Origin of the sequence: Streptomyces acidiscabies, from assembly GCF_020010905.1 — a bacterium.
Lineage (GTDB): Bacteria > Actinomycetota > Actinomycetes > Streptomycetales > Streptomycetaceae > Streptomyces > Streptomyces acidiscabies.
Window position 1 is genome coordinate 928,650 of the sequence record NZ_JAGJBY010000002.1, and the last position, 20,533, is coordinate 949,182.

General features: G+C 71.5%; 21 protein-coding genes and 1 pseudogene. 14 read left to right on the top strand and 8 right to left on the bottom strand.

Annotated features, from left to right (window positions below; genetic code table 11):
• Positions 1-25: 25 nt before the first annotated feature.
• The 8 genes and pseudogenes from J8M50_RS31215 to J8M50_RS31250 all read left to right on the top strand — a co-directional run bounded on the left by J8M50_RS31215 (position 26) and on the right by J8M50_RS31250 (position 7,377).
• A complete protein-coding gene (locus J8M50_RS31215; RefSeq protein WP_010350549.1) occupies positions 26-220 on the top strand; it encodes a hypothetical protein in 195 nt (64 codons plus the stop codon).
• A gap of 95 nt (positions 221-315) precedes the next feature.
• Positions 316-1,182 carry an N-acetyl-1-D-myo-inositol-2-amino-2-deoxy-alpha-D-glucopyranoside deacetylase gene (mshB, locus tag J8M50_RS31220; RefSeq protein WP_010350548.1) on the top strand — a complete coding sequence of 289 codons (867 nt, stop codon included), beginning with the start codon at positions 316-318 and terminating at the stop codon, positions 1,180-1,182.
• A complete protein-coding gene (locus J8M50_RS31225) occupies positions 1,183-1,584 on the top strand; it encodes a DUF6113 family protein (protein WP_010350547.1) in 402 nt (133 codons plus the stop codon).
• A gap of 155 nt (positions 1,585-1,739) precedes the next feature.
• The gene (locus tag J8M50_RS31230) at positions 1,740-3,833 is read left to right on the top strand and encodes a hypothetical protein (RefSeq protein ID WP_029183389.1); all 2,094 of its coding nucleotides are present in this window, start codon (positions 1,740-1,742) and stop codon (positions 3,831-3,833) included.
• 166 nt (positions 3,834-3,999) lie between these two features.
• Positions 4,000-4,845: pseudogene (locus J8M50_RS31235) on the top strand (ABC transporter ATP-binding protein); the annotation flags it as partial.
• Positions 4,842-5,582 carry an ABC transporter permease gene (locus J8M50_RS31240; RefSeq protein WP_010350544.1) on the top strand — a complete coding sequence of 247 codons (741 nt, stop codon included), beginning with the start codon at positions 4,842-4,844 and terminating at the stop codon, positions 5,580-5,582. The pseudogene J8M50_RS31235 and the gene J8M50_RS31240, both read left to right, overlap by 4 nt.
• A 62-nt stretch (positions 5,583-5,644) precedes the next feature.
• Positions 5,645-6,763 (top strand): sensor histidine kinase, encoded by a 1,119-nt coding sequence (locus J8M50_RS31245; protein WP_050987114.1) that lies wholly within the window; start codon positions 5,645-5,647, stop codon positions 6,761-6,763.
• Entirely contained in the window at positions 6,760-7,377 is a 618-nt protein-coding gene (locus J8M50_RS31250) for a response regulator transcription factor (protein ID WP_010350542.1), read from the top strand. Before J8M50_RS31245 ends, J8M50_RS31250 begins: the two co-directional genes overlap by 4 nt.
• 400 nt (positions 7,378-7,777) lie before the next feature.
• Here J8M50_RS31250 and J8M50_RS31255 read toward each other — a convergent pair whose 3' ends face one another.
• Both J8M50_RS31255 and J8M50_RS31260 read right to left on the bottom strand, forming a co-directional pair.
• Entirely contained in the window at positions 7,778-8,269 is a 492-nt protein-coding gene (locus tag J8M50_RS31255) for a hypothetical protein (RefSeq protein WP_029183387.1), read from the bottom strand.
• Between the two features lie 7 nt (positions 8,270-8,276).
• Complete coding sequence (locus J8M50_RS31260) at positions 8,277-10,289, bottom strand: M20/M25/M40 family metallo-hydrolase (protein ID WP_223786462.1); 2,013 nt, start codon at positions 10,287-10,289, stop codon at positions 8,277-8,279.
• Positions 10,290-10,413: 124 nt separating this feature from the next.
• Between J8M50_RS31260 and J8M50_RS31265 the strand changes: the two genes are divergently transcribed.
• Positions 10,414-11,322 carry a LysR family transcriptional regulator gene (locus J8M50_RS31265; protein ID WP_010350539.1) on the top strand — a complete coding sequence of 303 codons (909 nt, stop codon included), beginning with the start codon at positions 10,414-10,416 and terminating at the stop codon, positions 11,320-11,322.
• 81 nt (positions 11,323-11,403) lie between these two features.
• Here the strand turns inward: J8M50_RS31265 and J8M50_RS31270 are convergent, their stop codons facing one another.
• Both J8M50_RS31270 and J8M50_RS31275 read right to left on the bottom strand, forming a co-directional pair.
• The gene (locus tag J8M50_RS31270) at positions 11,404-12,201 is read right to left on the bottom strand and encodes a transglutaminase family protein (RefSeq protein WP_010350538.1); all 798 of its coding nucleotides are present in this window, start codon (positions 12,199-12,201) and stop codon (positions 11,404-11,406) included.
• The gene (locus J8M50_RS31275) at positions 12,198-13,415 is read right to left on the bottom strand and encodes a GNAT family N-acetyltransferase (protein ID WP_029183386.1); all 1,218 of its coding nucleotides are present in this window, start codon (positions 13,413-13,415) and stop codon (positions 12,198-12,200) included. The genes J8M50_RS31270 and J8M50_RS31275 overlap by 4 nt, the downstream gene beginning before the upstream one ends.
• Before the next feature lie 142 nt (positions 13,416-13,557).
• On the opposite strand from J8M50_RS31275, the gene fdxA reads away from it, so the two are divergent.
• Both fdxA and J8M50_RS31285 read left to right on the top strand, forming a co-directional pair.
• Positions 13,558-13,875 (top strand): ferredoxin, encoded by a 318-nt coding sequence (fdxA, locus tag J8M50_RS31280; RefSeq protein WP_010350536.1) that lies wholly within the window; start codon positions 13,558-13,560, stop codon positions 13,873-13,875.
• Positions 13,876-13,953: 78 nt separating this feature from the next.
• Positions 13,954-15,045: a bifunctional succinyldiaminopimelate transaminase/glutamate-prephenate aminotransferase gene (locus J8M50_RS31285; RefSeq protein ID WP_010350534.1), complete on the top strand. Its 1,092-nt coding sequence runs from the start codon at positions 13,954-13,956 to the stop codon at positions 15,043-15,045.
• Between the two features lie 95 nt (positions 15,046-15,140).
• On the opposite strand, the gene J8M50_RS31290 is transcribed toward J8M50_RS31285, so the two are convergent.
• Both J8M50_RS31290 and J8M50_RS31295 read right to left on the bottom strand, forming a co-directional pair.
• The gene (locus J8M50_RS31290) at positions 15,141-15,581 is read right to left on the bottom strand and encodes a hypothetical protein (RefSeq protein ID WP_010350533.1); all 441 of its coding nucleotides are present in this window, start codon (positions 15,579-15,581) and stop codon (positions 15,141-15,143) included.
• 140 nt (positions 15,582-15,721) lie between these two features.
• Positions 15,722-16,678, bottom strand: coding sequence for a VldE C-terminal domain-containing protein (locus J8M50_RS31295; protein ID WP_040835310.1), 957 nt, complete (start codon positions 16,676-16,678; stop codon positions 15,722-15,724).
• An 84-nt stretch (positions 16,679-16,762) separates the two neighbouring features.
• Between J8M50_RS31295 and dapE the strand changes: the two genes are divergently transcribed.
• Both dapE and J8M50_RS31305 read left to right on the top strand, forming a co-directional pair.
• Positions 16,763-17,839 carry a succinyl-diaminopimelate desuccinylase gene (gene dapE / locus J8M50_RS31300; protein WP_010350531.1) on the top strand — a complete coding sequence of 359 codons (1,077 nt, stop codon included), beginning with the start codon at positions 16,763-16,765 and terminating at the stop codon, positions 17,837-17,839.
• A gap of 70 nt (positions 17,840-17,909) precedes the next feature.
• Positions 17,910-18,656: an LOG family protein gene (locus J8M50_RS31305; RefSeq protein WP_029183385.1), complete on the top strand. Its 747-nt coding sequence runs from the start codon at positions 17,910-17,912 to the stop codon at positions 18,654-18,656.
• A gap of 1 nt (position 18,657) precedes the next feature.
• On the opposite strand, the gene J8M50_RS31310 is transcribed toward J8M50_RS31305, so the two are convergent.
• Positions 18,658-19,059, bottom strand: a complete 402-nt coding sequence (locus J8M50_RS31310) for a MerR family transcriptional regulator (protein WP_010350529.1) — start codon at positions 19,057-19,059, stop codon at positions 18,658-18,660.
• 64 nt (positions 19,060-19,123) lie between these two features.
• Between J8M50_RS31310 and J8M50_RS31315 the strand changes: the two genes are divergently transcribed.
• Positions 19,124-19,567 carry a hypothetical protein gene (locus J8M50_RS31315; RefSeq protein WP_010350528.1) on the top strand — a complete coding sequence of 148 codons (444 nt, stop codon included), beginning with the start codon at positions 19,124-19,126 and terminating at the stop codon, positions 19,565-19,567.
• Between the two features lie 6 nt (positions 19,568-19,573).
• Here J8M50_RS31315 and folP read toward each other — a convergent pair whose 3' ends face one another.
• The gene (gene folP, locus J8M50_RS31320) at positions 19,574-20,434 is read right to left on the bottom strand and encodes a dihydropteroate synthase (protein ID WP_010350527.1); all 861 of its coding nucleotides are present in this window, start codon (positions 20,432-20,434) and stop codon (positions 19,574-19,576) included.
• Positions 20,435-20,533: the final 99 nt, after the last annotated feature.

The following is a 20,533-nucleotide window of genomic DNA, read 5'->3' on the forward strand; positions in this document are numbered from 1 at the left end:
CCCGGGTTCTTGGAGGTGAGCCGCCGTGGCACTCTCGATATCGGCGGTGGTGCTGCTGGCGATCGTCGTCTTCTTGCTGGTCAAGAAGTCGGGCTTGAAGGGCGGTCACGCCGTCGTGTGCATCCTGCTCGGTTTCTATCTGGCGTCTTCCACGATCGCCCCGACGATCAGCGATCTCACGACGAGCGTGGCGAGCATGATCGGAGACCTCAAGTTCTGACTCTGATGTCCGCCTGCCCGGATCGGCGCTGATCAGTCCTGTCCGTTTCGAGAGCCTCTGAGGGATCACGTTCCGGTCCCTCGTAGGCTGACCCCATGACGGATCTCCCCTCCCGCCGGCTCCTCCTGGTGCACGCGCACCCGGACGACGAGTCGATCAACAACGGCGCGACCATGGCCCGGTACGCGGCCGACGGCGCGCGGGTGACGCTGGTCACCTGCACGCTGGGGGAGCGCGGCGAGGTCATCCCGCCCGGACTGGCCCACCTGTCCGGCGCGGCCCTCGGCGCGCACCGCCGCCAGGAGCTGGCCGACGCGATGCGCGCGCTCGGCGTCGACGACGTACGCCTGCTCGGCGGGGCCGGGCGCTACGGCGACTCCGGGATGATGGGGACCGCCGACAACGACGACCCCGCGTGCTTCTGGCAGGCGGACGTCGAGACGGCCGCAGGGCAGCTTCTCGACGTCATCCGCGAGGTACGGCCCCAGGTGCTCGTCACGTACGACGAGAACGGCGGCTACGGCCACCCCGACCACATCCAGGCGCACCGCGTCGCCATGCGCGCGGCCGAACTCGCCGACGCCGAGGGCGTACCCGTCGCGAAGGTCTACTGGAACCGCGTCCCGCGCGCGGTCGCCGAGGACGCGTTCGCGCGGCTGGAAGAAGACCTCCCGGCGCTGCCGTTCGACAAGGCGGGCGAGATCGCCGACGTCCCCGGAGTCGTCGACGACCAACTGATCACCACGGCGATCGACGGCGGACCGTACGCGGACGCAAAGGCGACCGCCATGCGCGCGCACGCGACACAGCTCGAAGTGGAGCCCGAGGGGCGGTACTTCATCCTGTCGAACTACCTCGCGCAGCCGTTGTTCACGACGGAGTACTACCAACTCGCGCGCGGGGAGTGTGGCGAGAGCGCTCAGGGCCGCGAGACCGACCTCTTCGCCGGGCTGGAGGCCTGAATGTCGATCGACCTCGCCCAGCCCCTCAAACCCCCGTCCGCGGCCCGGATCGTGGCCTACGTCGGCCTCCTCCTGCTCGGCGCGGCGACCGGTGCCGCCGGTTCCCTCGTCCAGGCGGGCTGGTTCCCCGGCGGGCTCCTGCTCGCGCTCGCCGGAGCCGCGGGACTGTTCCTCGGCGGCGCGCGGGCGACCGGCACGCGCGCGGGGGCCGTCGCTCCCGCCGCCGGGTGGATGATCGCCGTCGTGCTGTTGACGGCCGGGCGTCCCGAGGGCGACTTCCTGTTCGCGGCGGGCGGCGGCTCGTACCTCTTCCTGCTCGGCGGCATGGCAACGGCTGTGATCTGCGCCACCCTTGGCGCCGGGAGGCAACCGATCGGCCCCGACGCCCGACTTGGGAAGTGACGTACCACTTCGCCGTGGCATGAGCGTGCGTATCCCGTGTGGGTTTCCCCGGCGCTCGTGGGATCGGTGGCGGAAGTGGCCAGTATGGTGGTGCGCGCCGCCGAGCTGCCCGTGAGGTCGTGGCGGGCGGCGGAGCCAACCTGGAGAAGCCTGCCTTGAGTCGTGAAACTGACACTCCGTCCTCCGGGCCCACCAACGGGCGCGGGGGAGCCGCGTACCCGTCGGGTACACCGCCGTACGGGACGCCGATGGTGTCCGACGGCGGTGCGGACGCGGGCCGTTCGGCTGCCCAGCCGGAGGAACGCAAGACCGAGACCACGGTGACGACCCGGATCCGCATCAACATCCCCGGATCCCGGCCCATTCCGCCGGTCGTCGTGCGCAAGCCCGTCGGCGAGGGAGAGGGCGACGAGCCGGCCGCCGAGCCGCAGCCGTCCGTCCCCGCGCAGGCCACCGAGGCGCCCGCGCCCGAGGCCGCCGCCGAGAAGAACGACTGGTTCGCGCCGCGCCGATCCTCGGGCCCGAAGACCAACGGCGCGGGGATGCCCGGCGCTTCGTCCGGTACGAACGGCGGACAGCCGTCCGCCCCGGGTACCGCTCCCGGTACGGCGGGTGCACGACCGGCGGGAGGCGCCATAGGCGGCGCCCGCCCCGGCGGCGTGGTCGGCTCGATGTCCGCCCCCGGCAAGCGCCCCGGCGGCACCAACGGTTCCGGTCTGCCCGGCGGCGCCACCGGCGGCCCCGTCGCGCCCGGCCACGGCGGCGGCACCGGCTCCTTCGACGTGACCGAGGTCCTCGCGGCGACCACCCCGCGCGCGAGCGCGCCGGAGCCCACCCGCGACGACCTGCCGTACTTCGCGGAGCCCGAGAGCAGCACGACGGCCCAGCACGACTTCTCCGACCAGCACAACTTCTCCGCCCCGAACGGCGGTTACCCGGACCCGAACGCGCCCACGGGACCCACCGCGGGCCCGGTGACCGGCGGTGCGGCCGTCCCCCAGGCGGGACTTGGCGCCCCCGGCACGGCTCCCGGACCCGGCGGCCCCGGCCTGATGAACGGCCTGGCCACGCCCGGCGCTCCCGGCACCGGGCGGCTCCCCGGCGGCGGACTGAGCGACGACACGGCGATCCTGACGCCGCAGAAGCTCGTCCCGAACCCGGGTCCGAACGGCTTCCGGCCCGGCGGCCCCGGCCCCGAGGGACCCTCCGGGCAGACGCTGACCAGCGGCATCCCGGTCGTCCCCCCGGCCGGCCAGAGCGCCCCGCCGAAGCAGACGGCGCCCGCGAAGGGCAAGAAGCAGAAGAAGGGCCGCAGCAAGCTGCCCCTGCTCGCCGGCCTGGTCGTCGTCGCGGGCGCGGGCGTGTACGGCGCGGGCCTGCTGCTGAACCACTCCGACGTCCCCAAGGGCACCACCGTCCTCGGCGTCGACATCGGCGGCTCCACGCGCGACCAGGCCGTCCAGAAGCTCGACGACGCCTTCGGCACGCGCGCGCTGAACACCAAGCTCCAGCTCAAGGTCGGCGACAAGCAGGTCACGCTCCACCCCGACCAGGCGGGCCTCCAGTTCGACATCCCGGCGACCGTCGACTCCGTCGCCAAGAGCGACTACAACCCGGTCTCCGTGGTCGGCGCGCTCTTCGGACAGCAGCGGGTCGTCGAGCCCGACATGCCGGTCGACGAGGAGAAGCTCCAGGCGGCCCTGGAGAGCGCCTCCGGCGGCTCGGCAGGCTCCTCGGACGGCACGATCACGTTCGAGGACGGCAAGGCCGTCGCCGTCTACGGCAAGCCCGGCCAGGGCATCGACGCCGCCAAGGCGCTGCCCGCCGTCGAGGAGGCCTACCGCAAGCAGGTCGAGACCGGCGCCGCGGCCCCGGTCACCGTCCCGACGACGACCAAGCAGCCGACGGTCTCCAACGCCGAGGTCGACCGGATGATGAAGGAGTTCGCCGAGCCGGCGATGTCGGAGCGGGTCACCATCCAGGCGCCGAACGGGAAGGGCCTCCAGTTCGGCTCGAAGTCCCTGCCCAAGATCATCAGCTTCAAGGCGGTCGACGGGAAGCTCGTCGACACGTACAACCTCGAAGCGCTCCAGGAGATCTACGGCTCGACCTTCGCCGGGGTCAAGGTCACCACGGCCACCGGCAAGCGCGACGTCCTGCCGCAGGACGTGGTCAACGCCCTGCGCAAGGCCCTGGTCGGCAAGACGACCGCGGAGCGCACCGTGACCATCGAGACCGACCCGAGCTGACCTGCGAGGACATTCGTACCGGGGTGCCGCATGACAGAAGTCATGCGGCATTCCGTACGTCCGACACTGTGCGTGACGAGGTCCGCGAAGCGACCATGGACGCATGACAACGACAGCTTCGGTGGTCGCGTTCGACCAGGTCAGCAAGGCGTACGGCGAGGTCCGCGCCGTCGACGGACTGACTCTGGACCTGCGCCCGGGGGAGACCGTGGCGCTGCTCGGGCCCAACGGCGCGGGGAAGTCCACCACACTCGACCTCCTGCTCGGCCTGAAGACCCCGGACAGCGGCAGCGTCCGCCTGTTCGGTACGACGCCGCGTGAGGCGATCGTCGCCGGGAAGGTCGGCGCGATGCTCCAGAGCGGCGGCCTGATGGACGAGGTGACGGTCGCCGAACTCGTCCGCCTCGCCTGCGACCTGCACCCCCGGCCCTACCGCCCGGCCGACGTGATGGCCCGCGCGGGCATCACCGCCATCGCCGACCGCAAGGTGAACAAGCTCTCCGGCGGCCAGGCCCAGCGCGTCCGCTTCGCCTTCGCCACGGCCGGCGACAGCGACCTGATCGTCCTGGACGAACCGACGACCGGGATGGACGTCACGACCCGCCAGGGCTTCTGGGCGACCATGCGCGAACAGGCCGACCAGGGCCGTACGGTCCTGTTCGCCACGCACTACCTGGAGGAGGCGGACGCGATCGCCGACCGCGTCCTGGTCCTGCACCGGGGCCGCCTCCTCGCCGACGGCACGGCCGCCGAGATCAAGGCCAAGGCGGGCGCCCGCCGCATCTCCTTCGACCTTGAGGGCGAGATCCCGCAGACCCTGCGCGACCTGCCCTTCCTCACCGCGCTGGACGTTTCGGGCCGCACGGTCCGCATCCAGTCCACCGACGCCGACGCGACCGTCCACGCCCTGTACGGCACCGGCCTCTACCCCAGGAACCTCGAAGTCACCGGCCTCGGCCTGGAGCAGGCGTTCGTGGCGATCACCGAAGCCGAGGAGGCTCGCACCCGATGAACAGTCTGATCCGGCTCGAACTGTCCCGCGCCCTGCGCAACCGCAAGTTCCTGTTCTTCTCGGTGATCTACCCCGCCGCCCTGTTCCTCCTGATCGCGGGCAGCGCGAACACCAAGGACAAGGTCGACGGCACGGGCCTCACCCTCCCGACCTACATGATGGTCTCCATGGCCTCCTTCGGCGCCCTCACCGCCGCCCTCACCGGCAACAGCGAGCGCATCGCCAAGGAGCGCGAGAACGGCTGGACACGGCAGCTGAGACTGACCACGCTCCCCGGCCGGGGCTACGTCCTCGCGAAGACCGCCAGCGCGGCCGTCGTGAGCCTCCCGTCGATCGTCGTCGTGTTCGCCGTCGCCGCCCTCGTCAAGGACGTACGGCTGGACGCCTGGCAGTGGATCGTCCTCACCGCCGCGATCTGGGCGGGCAGCCTCGTCTTCGCCGCGCTCGGCGTCGCCCTCGGCTATGTGGCGACCGGCGACGCGGTCCGCCCGATCACGATGATCACCTACTTCGGCCTGTCCATCCTGGGCGGGCTGTGGATGCCGACGACGACGTTCCCCGGCTGGCTCCAGGACGTCTCGAAGTGGGTCCCCACCCATGCGTACGCCGCGCTCGGCCGGGCCATCGAACAGAGCGAGATGCCGCACGCGACGGACGTCGCCGTCCTCGCCGTGTTCTTCGTCCTCTTCACGGGCGGCGCGGCGTGGCTGTACCGGAAGGACACGCTGAAGGCGTGAACACCGTGAGCGCGACGAACGACGGCACCGAGCGGCCCCAGCTGATCCCGCTCGGCCAGCCGATGGCGGGCAGGCGCGACCTGTGGCGGCGCAAGGTGCTGTGGATCGGCATCTGGCTGGTCTTCCTCAGCTCCCCGGTCCACGACCTGCTGACCGGCGACCACACCACCGCCGGCACGGCCGGCGGCTGGCTCGGACTCGGCGCGTTCGTCGCCGTCTACCTCTCCCTGCTGTTCCGCAACATGGGCGAGGCACCTTGGCCGACGGTCCGGGTCGCCTCCCTGATCGGCTTCCTCGCCGTCCTCGCGACCGTCCTCGCCCTCACCCTCGGCTCCGCCTGGCTCGGCCTGTACTGCTACGTCTCCGTGTCCTGCGGCATCGCCCTCCCGCTGCGCGCCGCGTACTGGGCGGTGCCCGGCACGGGCGCGCTGATGATGCTGGTCGGCCTGCGCGCGGGGCTCTCCGACGCCGGGGACCTGCTGATCCTCGTCCTGCTCATCGGGTTCGCGATGACCGGCGTGAGCCAGCTCGTGCGGACCACCATCGAACTGCGCCGGGCCCGCGCGACGGTCGCCCACCTCGCCGCCAACGAGGAACGCCTGCGCCTGGCAAGGGACTTGCACGACCTGCTCGGTCACTCCCTCTCCCTGATCACCCTCAAGAGCGAGCTGGCCGGGCGGATGCTCCCCGGCCACCCCGACAAGGCCGCCGCGCAGGTCGCCGACATCGAGCAGGTCAGCCGGCAGGCCCTCGTCGACGTCCGGGAGGCCGTCACCGGCTACCGCAGGCCCCGGCTCGCCGCGGAACTCGCGGGCACGCAGGTCGCGTTGACGGCCGCCGGGGTGGAGGTGCGGCTCCCGGTCGACGTTCCGCTCGACGGGGTGTCCGAGGACAGCGAGTCCGCGCTCGCGTGGGCGCTGCGCGAGGCGATCACCAACGTCGTCCGGCACAGCGGGGCGAGCCGGTGCGGCGTCGACCTCGTCCGGCGTCAGACCCTCGACGGGCCCCTCCTCGAACTCGTCGTCGAGGACAACGGCTCCGGCGGCTCGCCGGGCACGCCCGGCAACGGGCTGACGGGGCTCACCGAACGCCTGGAGAAAGCGGGCGGCACGCTGGAGACGACCGGCACGAAACACGGCTTCCGGCTCGTCGCCCGCGTCCCCGTAGGATCCGCCCCATGACCCGCACGATCAAGGTTCTCCTCGCCGAGGACCAGTCGATGGTCCGTGAGGCCCTCGCCGCGCTCCTCGGCCTGGAGGACGACATCGAGGTGATCGCCCAGGCGGCACGCGGCGACGAGGTTCTGCCGACCGCCCGCGCGCATCCCGGCCTCGACGTCGCCCTCCTCGACATCGAGATGCCGGGCGCGACGGGGATCGAGGCGGCGGCGCAACTGCGGGGCGAGTTCCCGGGTTTGAAGCTGGTGATCCTCACGACCTTCGGCCGCCCCGGCTATTTGCGCAGCGCGATGGAGGCGGGGGCGGACGCGTTCCTGGTCAAGGACGCCCCCGCGGCGCAGCTCGCGCAGGCGATCCGCAAGGTCCTCGCGGGCGAGCGGGTCATCGACCCGACGCTGGCGGCGGCGGCGTTGGCCGATGGCGCGAACCCTCTCACCGACCGCGAACGCGAGGTGCTTCGCGCGGCGGCCGAGGGCGGGACGAACGCGGAACTCGCTACGGAGTTGCGGTTGTCGCAGGGGACTGTCCGCAATTACCTCTCGATGGCGATCCAGAAACTGGCGGCGAGGAATCGGGTGGAGGCGGTGCGGATAGCTCGGGAGAAGGGGTGGTTGTAGGGGAGGGGGATGTGGGGTGGGTTCGGGGGTGGCTTCCCTGCGGGCGCGGGCGGATGGGGTGGGTGCCGGGCGGCGGCTGAGGTGAGAGGGCGGGGCCTCTGGCGTGTGTGGTGGGACGTGGGGTGGGTGCTGGGCATGGCTGGGGTGAGGGTTTGGGCCGGTGTGCGCGGCTGGGGGAGGGGTGGGTGCCAGGTGGCGGCTTGGGTGAGGGGGCGGGTCCATGTACGCGACCAGACGCGGGGTGGGTGCAAGGAACCAGGGGCGGCGTTCGGGTGTGGGGCCCGTTCGTGTCCAGCGCCAGGGGGACGGCCGGGTGCGGAGTTAGGGACGCGGCCGGGAGTCGGGGCCGGGAGTGACTCCCTGGCCCCGACTCCTCCGTCCCGGCTTCCGGCGTGTACCCCTACACGATGCCGTTCCGTGCCGCCCTGTCCGGCAGTTCCTTCGCCAGTGCCGGGGTCAGGCCCAGCGCCAAGAACGTCACCGGGGGCCTGCCGTTGCGGGAGAGCACGAAGCGGTTGAACGTCGCGCCGGCCGCGAAACCGGCGGATCTGTTCAGCGTGGTCACGTCGCTCCAGGCGACCGCGTCGCGTACGCCGCCGAGGAGGTTCGTGATGACCAGGCCGCCGGTGTAGAGGTAGCACCGGCTGAGACCGAACCGGGCCGACAGCAGGCGCCAGGCCAGCCGGAGGCCGTACGCGACGAGGACGACGGCCAGAGTGACGGTGGTCTTGAAGAGCGCGTTCGGCGGCTTGTTGACGACCTGTAGGACGACGATCAGTGCGGCGAGGGCCAGGCCCAGCCGGCGGAACATCTGGAGGACCGCGCCGATCGGCCCGGCGACGGGGTGGTTCCCGCAGTGCCGGCCGAGGCCGAGATCGATGGGCTGGCGCATGGTCACGTCACCTTTCACGGGGAGTACGAGGGGTACGAGGGGAAGGGGTACGAGGAGGAGGAACCCGGGAGTTCCCGGCCCCCGGCTCCGCGCACGGCGTACGCAGCACCGCCGCCACCAACCCCGCGAGCAACCGCGCACGCGGCACCATCCACCCCACCTCGACATGCTCTCCGTCCGCATGCGCACCCCCGCCGACCGCACCGAGTCCGTCCAGCGTCGGACAGCCCACGGCCGCAGTGCAGTTACCGTCCGAGACCCCACCGACGGCGACACCCCGAGGAGGCTCCTGACCGAGCCCCGCGGCGACCAGAGCGGCGAGGGCGAACAGCTCGCCGGAGGCTTCCATGGGCGGACGCCCCCCGAGCCCCAGCACTTCGACCCGCGCGCCGGGCGTCCGAGCGGTGAGCCCCCGCATGAGCGCGTCGACACGGCGGTACTCGTCGAGGTCGGGAACACGCACGTCCACGGAGATCCGGGCAAGGTCGGGCACGGTGTTACGGGACGTGCCGGACGACAGAAGGGTGGGCGTCACGGTCGTACCCGCAAGAACGCCACCGCCCCCGCCCTTCGCGCAGACGACACTGGCGCTAACCCCGGTCTCTGCGCTGATGACTCCGGCTCTGACCTCGGTTTCCGCGCGGACGCCCTCGGTCCCGGCCTCGGACCTCGCGCTGACAGCCCCGGCCCCGGCCCCACCCTCCGCGCTGATGACTCCGGCCCCGGTCTCCGTGCCGACGGCACTGGCTCCGACTCCGGCCTCGTGCCTTGCGCTGACGGCCTCAACCTCGGCCTCCGAGTCGACGCCCCCGGCCCCGGCCCCCGCGTCGACGATTCCGGCCCCGGCCCTGGTCTCCGCATCGACGGCTCCGACTCCGGACCTCGTGCCGATGATCTCGACCTCGACCCGGGCCTCAGCCTCCGCGTCGATGACTCCGGCCCCGGCCTCGCACCTCGCGCCGACGGCCCCGACCTCGGCTTGGGCCTCCATGCCGATGCCCCTGCTTCCACCCCCAGGCTTCGCGCGGCCGGCCCCGACCTTGGCCCCGGCCTCCGGGCCGACGATCCCGGCGCTGGCTCCGGTCTCCGCGCCGACGGCGCCAGCCCCGACTCCGGCCCTCGCGTCGATGACCTCGGCCTCGGTCCCACCTTCCGCGCCGATGACTCCGGCCCTGGCCTTGGCCCTCGTGCCGACGGCCTCAACCTCGGCCTCCGTGCCGATGCCCCCGGTCCCGCCCCCAGACTTCGCGCTGACGGTCCCGGCCTCGGTCCCGGCCTCGCCTCTCGTGCCGACGGCCTCAACCTCGGCCTCCGTGCCGATGCCCCCGGTCCCGACCTCAGACTTCGCGCCGACGGCCCCGACCTCGCCCCCGGCCTCCACGTCGACACCCCCCTCCCCACCCCCCATCCCCGCAACGGCCAACACCAAATGCGCCGCCTCCACCGCCGCATTAACCCCCCTCCCCGGCTCCACCCCCGCATGAGCCGCCCGCCCCCGCACCACGACCTCGTACCGAGCCGCCCCCTTCCGTGCCACCTTCAGTGCACCCCCGTCCCCCGCCGCCTCCAGCACGAACGCGGCGTCGGACTGCCGGGCCTCCTCCTCGATCAGTTCCCGTGACGTGTTCGACCCGACCTCCTCGTCGCCGTTGACCAGCACGCACACCCCGTCGAGGGACGGGAGAGACGCCAGCGCGTGGAACATCTGGACGAGCCCGGCCTTCATGTCGAGGACGCCGGGTCCCCGGGCGACCCCGTCGGTCACCGACCAGGGCAGCCGGCGCAGCGACCCGACGGGCCACACCGTGTCGTGATGCCCCAGCACCAGCACGCGCGGAGCCCCCGTCAACTCCCCGAACCGCCACCGCAGATGACTCACCCCACCGATCACGATCGTCTCCGGCGGAGCGCCCAGCAGCCGCGCACCCACCGCCCCGACCACCTCCGCACTGCGCCGCACCGCCGCATGGTCACCGGAGAAGGACTCGCACAGCACGAGTTCCCGCAGATCGTCGAGCATCGTCGTCAACAGCACGGTTCCCCCTGGGAGTTGGCGTACGACCGACGCTAGGACCGGACGAGACATTCCACCAGCGACTAGATTGCATGGGATCGATGAGCCTCAGGAATACCCAGGAGGACCGGTGTTCGAGATCGACGCGCTCAAACTGCTCGTGGCCGTGGCCGAGACGGGCTCCTTCACCGGCGCCGCCGCCCGCCTCGACTACACGCAGTCCGCGGTGTCCCGCAGGATCGCGACCCTGGAACGCCAGGCCGGAGGCCCCCTCTTCGACCGCCTCCCGAGAGGCGTACGGCTCAACCCCGCCGGCCGCTCCCTGCACCACCACGCCGTCGAGGTCCTCGCCCGACTCGCCCGCGCGGAACGGGAGTTGGCCGTCCTGTACGCGGGAAACGGTGGCCTCCTGCACGTGGGTGCCTTCGCCACCGCCAACATCTCCCTGGTCCCCGCGGCCCTCCGCGCCCTCCAGGAGACCCGCCCGGACGTCGAGATCATCGCCGTCGAGGGCCCGACAGACACGCTGATGCACCGCCTCGCGGACGGCACGCTCGACCTCGCGGTCGTCAGCGACTACCCGTACGGCCTCCCCTCGGCCGACGGCGTCACGACGACGCCCCTGTGCGCCGACGACCTCCTCGTCGCCCTTCCGAACACCCACCCCCTGGCCGCCGAGGACACCGTCGACCTGCGGGAACTCCGCGACGAACCCTGGGTCCAGAACGCGTACGGCGACCGCCCCACGATGCTCGCGGACGCGTGCGCGCGGGCGGGGTTCAGCCCCCGGAAGGTCATCCGCATCGCGGAGTGGGCGGGCAAGTTCGGGTACGTAGCGGCAGGACTCGGCGTCGCACTGGTCCCGTCGCTGGCGGCCTGGGCGGTCCCCACGGAACTCGCCCTACGCCCCCTGACGGACCGCACGCTGCGACGTACGGTCCATGTGGCCCTGCCGACGAGACCGCTCCAGGCAGCCCTGGAACTACGGGAGTTGCTGCGGAACACGGACCTCGGCCGGCTCACGGGACGCGCGGGGTGAACCAACGCCTCTGAAAATCAGCCCAGTTCGACAACGCCCCGAGGAAACCAGCCCAGTTCGCCAACACCCCCATGAACCCGCTCAGTTCAACAACGCCCGCGCCCCCAACGCCTCCCCCCGAACCTTCTCCGCCGCCCCCTCGTCAACCGCGCCCACAACCTCCGCGTACCCCTCCAACTCCAGCGCCCCACCCAGATAATCCCCCCGCTGCACCAGCAACTTCCCCCGCTCGTACCGCAGTTGCGCCGGATGCGAAGGCAACAGCAACCCCAGCTCCACCGCCCACAACGCGTCCCCGCTCCGCTCCAACTGCCCGCCCGCCCAGGCCCGTACGTTGTTGAGGATCCGCGCCACCACGGCCAGCGGATCGGCGGCGCCCACCTCCCGCGAGGCCGACCGGGGCCCGCCCTCCATGACACGCCCCCCGTCGAAGGGGTCCGCGACGACCCGCTCGGCACGGCTCCCGAACCCCACGACGAAGTGACCGGGCGCGGCGATCCCGTACACCGGAGCCCCCGCACGCCGGGCGACCTCGATCCAGACGACCGACAGCAGGATCGGCAACCCCCGTCGGCGTTCCAGGACTTGGGGGAGGAGAGAGGAGCCGAGGCGCTGATAGTCGGACGCGTCGCCCCGGAATCCGTACCGCTCGCCCAGCAGTACCCGTACGGCCTCGGCCCATGCGCGGGCGCCGCCGGGCCGGTACGGCAACTCCCCGGCGAGGCGGTCGAGTTCGACCTGAAGGGCGTCCAGGTCGGAGGGTCCCAGCGACGGGTCCGCCTCCGCGCCGATCAGGAAACACAGGGTCGCGAGGTCGGGCCGCTCGGCGCGGGCCTCCTCGGCGAAGAGCCGCCGTACCTCGCCGGGCGGATAGCTCACGCCGGCTCCCGGTAGTGGTGGTAGGAGTGATGGACGGCGAACCCGAGCCCCTCGTACAGCGCGAGCGCACCGGAGTTGTCGGCCTCGACCTGAAGCCAGGCAGCCGAGGCCCCCTCCTCCAACGCCCGCCCGGCAAGCACGGCCATGACATCGCTCCCGAGCCCCTCCCGCCGCCGAGCAGGATCAACCTCGACGGCGGAGAACCCGGCCCACCGCCCATCGACGACACACCGCCCGATGGCGACAACACTCTCCACGCCACCTCCGGCGGCACTCCCCGAGACATCTGGCGCGGCATCCCCCACGGGACCTCGCGAGGCATCTCCGGCAGCGCTCACCGAGGCATCCCGCCCGGCATCCCCGCCACCGCTCCCCACACCGTCCGGCCCGGCACCTCCCACGGCCCCCCGCCCGGCATCCCCGGCCCCGCTCCCCACGGAATCCGGCCCGGCATCCCCGCCGACGCCCCGCTTGACACCCCCGCCTCCCTCTCCCGACCCGCCCCCCACAGCCGCGAACCACACCGAAGGCCCACTCCCCAGCACCCGCAACGCCACGTCACTCACCCCCTTGCGCTGATACCGCCCCAGCCAAGCCGCACCCGCCTCCCGCGACAGCACAACCTCCGCCCGCACCCCCCGATCCGCCAGCGCCGCCAACCCCCCGACCATCACCCGAGCGGTCACCTCCCGCACCCACCCCCGAGCCTCCAACTCCCCGCACAGCGCGTCCCCGTCCCCGACCTGGACGTACGCCGGCAGCCCCCGCACCCCGTACCACTCCCGCACCACCCGCAACGCCTCGTCCAGCGGCACCCCCGGATCCCCCAGCGGCAGCACGGAGTTGGCCCGGCGGGTGAACCCGGCGGCGGCCCGCAGCTCCCAATCCCCGAGCGGCGAACTCTCCACCGGCAGCCAGGAACGCGCGGCGACCCGCGAGAGTTCCTCGTACGAAGTCGCAGGCACCCGGCGGCGGGCGGGAGTCGCGGGGACGACCTTGCCCGCGACGAGGGACGCTGCGGGAATCCGCACCGCGATCCCGTCCCGGCGAGTGATCACGACCACACCGTCGTCCCATGATGTGAGAACACCCACCGTGTCGGTGAATTTCCCCTCCGTCACGACGGGGTCGGAAATTCGCCGTACGGAGACGCGTTTGCCCACATCAGCAGCCGTAATGCGAACTTTGAGCCGACCTGCGCCTCGGATTTCCACGAGTCCGTCCACCCCTCCTGTTCGGATCATGCCCAAGAACGGAGATACTAGGTGGCGGGCATCGACGACGCCGCGCTCCCGCGCGCCAGGCGGCGGAGCCTGAGGCAGGCCCGCCAGCGCCCTATCGAGGAGGAACGACAGCGTGACCTACGTCATCGCGCAGCCTTGTGTCGACGTGAAGGACAAGGCGTGCATCGAGGAATGCCCGGTCGACTGCATCTACGAGGGCTCACGGTCCTTGTACATCCACCCGGACGAATGCGTCGACTGCGGTGCCTGTGAGCCGGTCTGCCCGGTCGAGGCGATCTTCTACGAGGACGACACTCCGGAGGAGTGGAAGGACTACTACAAGGCGAACGTCGAGTTCTTCGACGAGCTGGGCTCCCCGGGTGGCGCCAGCAAGCTGGGCCTGATCGAGCGGGACCACCCGTTCGTGGCCGCGCTGCCGCCGCAGGCCTGACCCCACGGGCCCCAAGCACCGTCGCCTCGGTCCCCTCCAGGGGCCGAGGCGTTTGCCGTACCAGAAAGTGAGCGTCCCGTGTCCCTCGCCGACCTTCTCCCCGCGTTCCCCTGGGACAAGCTGGCCCCCTACAAGCAGACGGCCGCCGCGCACCCCGACGGCATCGTCGACCTCTCCGTGGGCACGCCGGTCGACCCCGTCCCGGACCTGGTCCAGCAGGCATTGATCGCCGCCGCCGACTCCCCGGGCTACCCCACGGTCTGGGGCACGCCCGCCCTGCGCGACGCGATCACCGCCTGGCTCGGCACCCGCCTCGGCGCACGCGATGTCACCCACCACCACGTCCTGCCGATCGTCGGCTCCAAGGAGCTGGTGGCCTGGCTCCCGACCCAACTCGGCCTGGGCCCCGGCGACAAGGTCGCCTACCCGCGCCTGGCCTACCCCACCTACGAGGTAGGCGCGCGCCTGGCTCGCGCGGACTACGAGGTCTACGACGACCCCACGTCCCTCGACCCCACGAACCTCAAACTCCTCTGGCTCAACTCCCCTTCGAACCCGACCGGCAAGGTCCTCACGAAGGAAGAGCTGACCCGCACGGTCGCGTGGGCCCGAGAGCACGGCGTCCTGATCTTCTCGGACGAGTGCTACCTCGAACTGGGTTGGGAGGCGGACCCGATCTCGGTCCTCCACCCGGACGTCAACGGCGGTTCGTACGAGGGCATCGTCTCGGTCCACTCCCTGTCCAAGCGCTCCAACTTGGCGGGCTACAGGGCGGCGTTCCTGGCGGGCGACCCGGCGGTCCTGGCCCCCCTGCTGGAGATCCGCAAACACGGCGGCATGATGACGTCGGCCCCGACACAGGCGGCGGTGATCGCGGCACTGGGCGACGACAAGCACGTACAGGAACAACGCGAACGCTACGCGGCACGACGTACGGCGCTACGGGACGCGCTGCTCGCACACGGCTTCCGCATCGAACACAGCGAGGCAAGCCTCTACTTGTGGGCGACGAGGGACGAGTCGTGCTGGGAAACGGTGGCGCACTTGGCGGAGTTGGGCATTCTGGTAGCGCCGGGGGACTTCTATGGGGAGGCAGGGGCAAGGTTCGTAAGGGTTGCGCTCACAGCAACGGACGAGCGCATCCAAGCGGCGGTTGCCAGACTTACCTAGGGGCGCGGGGAACTGCGCGAGAACCCACCACGACCCGCAGACGACAACGGAGCCCAGAGTCAAACACCCTCTGGGCCCCGCGAGTTCAAGAAGTCTCAGACCCCCAAGGGAAGCCCCTTCAACGGCAGCGTCTCCGCCCCCTTCGTGAGGGAGTCAGTCGGCAGCCCACCCTTGGTCGTGGACTTGGCAGTCTCCCCCACCAACTCCCCCGAAGCCCCGGCAGTAGCCCCCGCAGCCTTGGACGCCGGAGGAGTCACCTTCTTAACGGCCTGCCCCCCACTCTTACCGACAACAGGAACCGCCTGCCCAGCAACCTTCGCCCCGTTCTCCCCGGCGGTGCTGGTAGCTCCCTCGGTCGCCGCATCGAGCGTGTTGGACACACTGGCCGTGTCGAGCGAGGTCAACCCACCAAGGCCAGGCACAGGAGCAGCCGGCGCGGCACTGGCGGAGCCGGCCACACCGACCCCGGCTGCCGCCCCCGCAGCGACGAGCAGCGCGGCACGGGCGATCCGACGGGTCAGGGGAAGGGAGGACATGTCGCTCCTACAAGCTGGTTCGGACTCTGACGCCGTGAGAACAGCCGTAGCCCCCAGGAAGGTTGCGGATCGGCAACGTAAAGACTTGGTAATGCGTCGCATTATCGGCTGTGAACACCCCGGGCGGCGTACCCCTCGCACTACTGACCGGTGATGATCCGCACGGACTTCTCGCGATCGGCGCGCGTCCCGCTGACCGGCTGCCACTGGCTGTCGCTGTTCCCGGCGACCCAGGTCCGCCCGGCGTAGGTGACGCGCTGGATGTGCAGCGCCGAGGAGTTGGCGACAGCCCAGTGCGCGAGCTGCCACCCCCGCTCGGGCACGGACCGCCCGGCGGAGGCCGTGTCGCCGACGACGGGGAGCGCGACGGTCTCGCCGCCGCTTATCGCCGTCGGCCCCTCGGACTGCGTACTCGCCGTGGACGTCGCCGCCGTCCCCTGGACCGCGTCGCGCCCGAAGTCCCGTACGAGGGCGGCCCGTACGGCGCTCTCGCCGGTCGCGGTGACGGTCGCGTCGGGCCGCCCCGTACACGTCAGGGTCGCGGCGGACCGCCCGGTGAGGGCGGCGGCGAGGACGGTCGCGTCGGGTTCGTGCTTGGCGTACGCGTCCGGGTAGCCGCTGCGCTGGACGCGCTGCGCGGCGACCGTGAGGGGGAGGTCCTCGTAGTCGCGGACCTTCTTGAGGTGCTTGTAGAACTCGCCCGCCGAATACGCCGGGTCCTGCACCTCCGCCTCGGTGCCCCAGCCCTGCGAGGGCCGCTGCTGGAAGAGGCCGAGCGAATCCCGGTCGCCGTGCGCGAGGTTGCGCAGCCCGGACTCCTGGAGCGCGGTCGCCAGCGCGATCGTCACCGCCCGCTCAGGCATCCCGAGGTTCGTGCCGACGGCCGTGATCGTCGCCGCGTTGACGGCCTGCTCCGGCGTGAACTCGTACGTCTTCCCGCCCTTCTGGGCGGCGGCGACCCTGCACCCCGGGTCACCGGTCCCGCCGGTGATGTACTGCACCACCACATAGCCCGCGACGGCGAGCAGGACGACGACCGCGGCCAGGGAGCGCAGCAGGCGGCCAGGGCGCTTGGAGGAGGGGGACGGGGCTGACACGCGTACAAGGTACTGGAGAGTACGGTTGCGCACGGGCCAGGTGGGAACACTGGTCCGATTGGTTGGCGCGTTAGGGTCGACACCATGGCCGACACCCCGCTTGACCTCACTCTGGATGCCGCCGCGCTCACCGCGCGTCTCGTCGACTTCCCCTCCGAGAGCGGTACGGAGGAGCCTCTCGCCGACGCGATCGAGGCCGCCCTGCGCGCGCTGCCCCACCTGACGGTCGACCGTTACGGCAACAACGTCATCGCCCGTACGGGGCTGGGTCTGCCGGAGCGCGTCATCCTCGCCGGCCATATCGACACGGTCCCGATCGCCGACAACGTCCCCTCCCGCCTCGACCCCGACGGGACCCTCTGGGGCTGCGGCACCTGTGACATGAAGTCCGGGGTGGCGGTCCAACTCCGCATCGCCGCAACGGTCGTTGCTCCCAACCGCGACCTGACCTTCATCTTCTACGACAACGAGGAGGTCGAGGCCACCCGCAACGGCCTCGGCCACGTCGCCCGCGCGCACCCCGAGTGGCTGGCCGGGGACTTCGCGGTGCTCCTGGAGCCGTCCGACGGCCAGGTGGAGGGCGGCTGCCAGGGCACCTTGCGCGTCCAGCTCCGCACGAAGGGCGAGCGCGCGCACTCCGCCCGCTCCTGGATGGGCGCCAACGCGATCCACGCCGCCGCCCCGATCCTGGCCCGCCTCGCGGCGTACGAACCCCGTCGTCCCGTCATCGACGGGCTGGAGTACCGCGAGGGGCTCAACGCGGTCGGGATCAGCGGGGGAGTGGCGGGGAACGTCATCCCGGACGAGTGCGTGGTGACCGTCAACTTCCGGTACGCGCCGGACCGCAGCGAGGACGAGGCGCTCACGCACGTCCGTGAGGTGTTCGCGGACTGCTACGAGGAGTTGACGGTCACCGACCACAGCCCCGGCGCGCTCCCCGGCCTCTCCCACCCCGCCGCAGCGGCCTTCGTCGAGGCGGTCGGCGGCAAGCCGATGCCGAAGTTCGGCTGGACGGACGTCAGCCGCTTCTCCTCGCTCGGCGTCCCCGCCGTCAACTACGGCCCCGGCAACCCCCTGTTGGCCCACAAGCGGGACGAACGCGTCGACACGGCCGCGATCCTGCACGCCGAGGAACGCCTGCGGAACTGGCTGACACGCTGACGTCCCCCGCCCGTAACCCCCGCGGATCTAGGCTGAAGTACGGAAACACCAGCAAGTGAAGGGAGCGCACATGACGGTCGAGGGAACCCCCAAGCCGGAAGAGCAGCGTCTGGGGCCGGTTCTGCGCAGGCGCTCCCAAGTCACGGCGAGCACGACGGACCAGCGCCTCCTCGACGCCGGCGGCCCCTCGGACTGGGTCCACACCGACCCCTGGCGCGTCCTGCGCATCCAGTCCGAGTTCATCGAGGGCTTCGGCACGCTCGCCGAACTCCCGCCCGCGATCAGCGTGTTCGGCTCCGCCCGGACGAAGCCGGACTCCCCCGAGTACGAGGCGGGCGTCCGCCTCGGCCACGCCCTCGTCGACGCGGGCTGGGCGGTCATCACGGGCGGCGGGCCCGGCGCGATGGAGGCCGCCAACAAGGGCGCCTGCGAGGCGGGCGGCATCTCGGTCGGCCTCGGCATCGAGCTGCCCTTCGAGCAGGGCCTCAACCCCTACGTCGACATCGGCCTCAACTTCCGCTACTTCTTCGTCCGCAAGATGATGTTCGTGAAGTACGCGCAGGGCTTCGTGGTCCTCCCGGGCGGCCTCGGCACCCTCGACGAACTCTTCGAGGCCCTGACCCTGGTCCAGACCCAGAAGGTGACCCGCTTCCCGATCGTCCTCTTCGGCACGGAGTACTGGGGCGGCCTGATCGACTGGATCAGGAACACGCTGGTCGCGGAGGGCAAGGCGTCGGAGAAGGACCTGCTCCTCTTCCACGTGACGGACGATGTGGACGAGGCGGTGGCGCTGGTGTCGAAGGAAGCGGCGCGCTGAGCTACTGACCTGGGGCGGCGGCGTGGCTCATGGCCGCGCCGCTCCCGCCGGGACTCTTCGCCAACGGGCACCCCGTCCCCACCCGCGCCTCCAACTCCGCTCGCAGCGCGGCCAGTTCCGCCATCCGCGCGTCAACCACCGAGATCTTCTCGGCGAACAACGCGGACAACGCCTCCGCCGAGTCCTCCGCCGCTCCCAACTCCGCGCCGTGCCGCGCGATCTCGGCGAGCGAGAACCCGAGCGTCTGCGCCGTCCGCACGTACCCCAGCCAGGGAACGGTCTCGACGGGGAAGTCCCGGTACCCGTTCCCGAGCCGTCGTCCCGCGACGATCCCGACCTTCTCGTAGAACCGGATGGTGTCCCGCGACATCCCCGTACGCGCGGCGAGTTCCCCGATCCGCATCTCAACCCCCGTTGCAGACTCCGGACTTGACCTTGGACAGTACTCCACTGTCTACGGTCCCCCCATGTCTGTCTCCCACCCCGGGTACCTCCGCCTGGTACGCGTCAGCGCCTGGTACGACCTCCTGATCACCGCGGGTTTCGCCACCCCCTGGACCTACCACCTCACCCACGCGGCACTCTCCTCCCTGGGCACCACCCTGCACCTGGGCCCGCTACCTCCCACCACCCTTCTCCAGACCCTCTACGCCAACCTCATGGCCTCCGTGGTCATCATCTGGTCCGTCCTGCGCATCCGCCACACCCTCCCCGTCCACGGCCTCTACGACGGCGCGGCGCGCGTCCTGTTCTCCACCTGGCTGGCGTACGCACTGGCCCACGGCATCAAGGTCCTGTGGCTGTTCCTGCTGGTGGAGGCGGCGTTCGGCATCGCGCAACTCCTGCCGTGGCGCCACGCGCGCACCGAGGTGCGGGTCGCCGGAACGCCGTCCTCCGTCACTCGATCCTGACCCACCTCACGCCAACCCCCGCCGCGCGACCGCCGGTTCACGGTGCCCGGCGATCGACGCCACCATGTCGAGCACCTGCCGCGTCTCCGCGACCTCGTGGACGCGGTAGACCTGCGCCCCCAGCCACGCCGACACCGCCGTCGTGGCCAGCGTCCCGATCAGGCGTTCCTTCACCGGCCGGTCCAGCGTCTCGCCGACGAAGTCCTTGTTGGACAGCGAGACCAGGACCGGCCAGCCGGTGGCGGTCATCTCGCTCAGACGCCGCGTCGCCTCCAGGCTGTGCCGCGTGTTCTTGCCGAAGTCGTGGCCGGGGTCGATGAGGATCGACTCGCGGGGGACGCCGAGAGCGGCGGCGCGTTCCGCCAGGCCGACGGTCACGTCGAGGATGTCGGTCATGACGTCGTCGTACGCGACCCGGTGAGGCCGTGTACGCGGCTCAGAGCGTCCGGCGTGCGTGCAGACCAACCCCACCCCGTACCGCGCCGCAACCTCCGCCAGACCCGGGTCCACGCCTCCCCAGGCGTCGTTCAGAAGATCAGCGCCGGCCTCGCAGACCGCCTCGCCGACGGACGCGCGCCACGTGTCGACGCTGATGACCACCTCGGGGAACCGGCGCCGGACCTCCGCGACGAAACCGACCGTCCGGCGGGCCTCCTCCTCGGCGGTGACCTCCTCGCCGGGCCCCGCCTTGACGCCGCCGATGTCGACGATCGCGGCACCCTCGGAAACGGCCTGCGCCACGCGCGCGAGCGCGGGCTCGTCGGCGAAGGTCGCGCCCTGGTCGTAGAAGGAGTCGGGCGTCCGGTTGACGATCGCCATGATCACCGGTTCGTGCGGACCGAATTCACGCCTGCCCAGCCTGAGCATCCCCTGTGACCTCTCCTAGTACATGCGGGACATCCGCCGCCTGAGACCCTAACTGTCAGACCCGCATGGCACGATCAGGGACAAGACACGTCCGACGTT

Bases quoted from the DNA above. Each gene is read 5' to 3' on its own strand.
- mshB (WP_010350548.1), top strand. From the start codon at position 316: ATGACGGATCTCCCCTCCCGCCGGCTCCTCCTGGTGCACGCGCACCCG.
- J8M50_RS31225 (WP_010350547.1), top strand. From the start codon at position 1,183: ATGTCGATCGACCTCGCCCAGCCCCTCAAACCCCCGTCCGCGGCCCGG.
- J8M50_RS31240 (WP_010350544.1), top strand. From the start codon at position 4,842: ATGAACAGTCTGATCCGGCTCGAACTGTCCCGCGCCCTGCGCAACCGC.
- J8M50_RS31245 (WP_050987114.1), top strand. From the start codon at position 5,645: ATGGCGGGCAGGCGCGACCTGTGGCGGCGCAAGGTGCTGTGGATCGGC.
- J8M50_RS31250 (WP_010350542.1), top strand. From the start codon at position 6,760: ATGACCCGCACGATCAAGGTTCTCCTCGCCGAGGACCAGTCGATGGTC.
- J8M50_RS31255 (WP_029183387.1), bottom strand. From the start codon at position 8,269: ATGCGCCAGCCCATCGATCTCGGCCTCGGCCGGCACTGCGGGAACCAC.
- J8M50_RS31260 (WP_223786462.1), bottom strand. From the start codon at position 10,289: ATGCTCGACGATCTGCGGGAACTCGTGCTGTGCGAGTCCTTCTCCGGT.
- J8M50_RS31290 (WP_010350533.1), bottom strand. From the start codon at position 15,581: ATGTCCTCCCTTCCCCTGACCCGTCGGATCGCCCGTGCCGCGCTGCTC.
- dapE (WP_010350531.1), top strand. From the start codon at position 16,763: ATGGCCGACACCCCGCTTGACCTCACTCTGGATGCCGCCGCGCTCACC.
- J8M50_RS31305 (WP_029183385.1), top strand. From the start codon at position 17,910: ATGACGGTCGAGGGAACCCCCAAGCCGGAAGAGCAGCGTCTGGGGCCG.
- J8M50_RS31310 (WP_010350529.1), bottom strand. From the start codon at position 19,059: ATGCGGATCGGGGAACTCGCCGCGCGTACGGGGATGTCGCGGGACACC.
- J8M50_RS31315 (WP_010350528.1), top strand. From the start codon at position 19,124: ATGTCTGTCTCCCACCCCGGGTACCTCCGCCTGGTACGCGTCAGCGCC.
- folP (WP_010350527.1), bottom strand. From the start codon at position 20,434: ATGCTCAGGCTGGGCAGGCGTGAATTCGGTCCGCACGAACCGGTGATC.